This window comes from Bacillus sp. JST-5, from assembly GCF_057747715.1.
In genome coordinates this window covers 1-1,559 of sequence record NZ_JBYLHW010000143.1, presented here as the reverse complement: position 1 = coordinate 1,559, position 1,559 = coordinate 1, and the positions used below count along the sequence as shown (strand labels likewise).

At 33.9% G+C, this 1,559-nt stretch carries 2 protein-coding genes; both read right to left on the bottom strand.

The window, feature by feature from the left end; genetic code table 11:
• Positions 1–502 (bottom strand): hypothetical protein (locus AC3ASS_RS14170; protein WP_488284151.1); only part of this gene is annotated, 502 nt, incomplete at its 3' end.
• A gap of 25 nt (positions 503–527) precedes the next feature.
• Positions 528–1,532, bottom strand: a complete 1,005-nt coding sequence (locus tag AC3ASS_RS14165) for a transposase (protein ID WP_488284150.1) — start codon at positions 1,530–1,532, stop codon at positions 528–530.
• Positions 1,533–1,559 lie beyond the last annotated feature (27 nt).

Here is a 1,559-nt window from a genome sequence, read left to right as displayed (position 1 = left end):
CTTTTTTGAATCTTCTTTGTTTTATATGCTCGCCAATACGTTGTTCCCATTTATTCGCTTCAGTTTTATATGCTGAATAATTAACATTTTTTATCATTTGTAGCCCTTCCTGTTCATTAGAGACATTTTCTACAAATACAATGTTTTCACCGTGTCGGATAATATATCGATTCCAAGTCCGACTACCTGTGATTCTTCGGTGTTTTTGCTTTATTCTTCTAAAAAAGAGTTCTAAATCATTATTCGTTCTCGGTATAAGTGGATAATCATAAAAGGTGAAAAGTCCTTTCCAAAATCCTTTACTATACTTTAATAGGTTCTCTACAAACGGTTGATCTTCTTTCCGATTGAGCTCTTTTTCCATTTGGTTTAAATATTGCTTCAATCTGTTTTCGACCCAAAAACTTGTTTTATTCTCAGAAGGTTCCATAATGGTGGCAATCCTTTTAAATCGTGTATCCCAACGTTTTACGAGTTGATAATCTTCCTTATAGTTATCCACATTTCTGACTATTCTGAACAACTTTTCAAGTAGAGGAGTCCCCTTTTTTATCCAGGCATTTTTCAATCGAATCTTTAATCGCATTCGTTCGTTCAAAAACACAAGTGCCTGGTAATTCGAATGGTGGCTTACCATCTTCTAGAAGAACGGATCGAATAGCCGCAATATAGTCACTTGCTACCTCTTCTTCTATGTTTTTAGATGGAGAATTTTCAATTTTTCTTTCAACTTCCCTTATTCCCCTTAGCTTCTTTTTGATATTCGTTTTTAGTTTTCTATCTTTTTCAACTAATGGTTTGGCTATGTCTTTAAAGTAATGAAACTGACAATATTGATACGGAATATCTGGAGTTATTTGTTCAATTGCTAAACGAATGGATTGTTGCCCATCACTGATAAAACCTTGGATTGGATAACCCCAGTCTAAAATAGGTTGAATAATACCTATCAGTTCTTGAGAAGCACTGCTTTTTAAATTATGTGCAGCTAAAATAGTACCACTAAGAACTTCACGGATGACATACAATGTTTCGTTACCTTTTTCGGGTTGGACACCGTCAATAGATAAGACAAGTCCTCCATGTTCTTTCACAATATTTTCTAATGTCTCTTTCATATTTTCTTTAACGCTTGCCCGCAGTAATAACGCATATCTTTCATAAAGTTTCTGTACTTGCCTCTCAGAAATTTTCACTTCTTTTTCCGATAATATAGTAGCTATCTCAGATCGAGTCTTATGTTCTTTAAACCGTAAATATCCGATATATGCGATGACATCCATTCCATAAGTAATGTGCTTCATACTTAATTGTTCGGCTTCAGCTGAACGATATACGGTGTCATTAGAACAGGAGTTATTCTCACATCGGTATCCTAGATTTATGATTTTAAATTCACCTTTTAGGGTAGAAATTGTTTTTCTCCAAACAGGGTGACAGTATACTAATTTATTACCACATTCTGGACAATTAGTTATCTCGGGTCTAAAGTATTTTGATTCGATTGGATTTAATCTATTTTTGGTACGCATAAATAATCACCAACTTAAATAAAATTC

Bases quoted from the DNA above. Each gene is read 5' to 3' on its own strand.
- AC3ASS_RS14165 (WP_488284150.1), bottom strand. From the start codon at position 1,532: ATGCGTACCAAAAATAGATTAAATCCAATCGAATCAAAATACTTTAGA.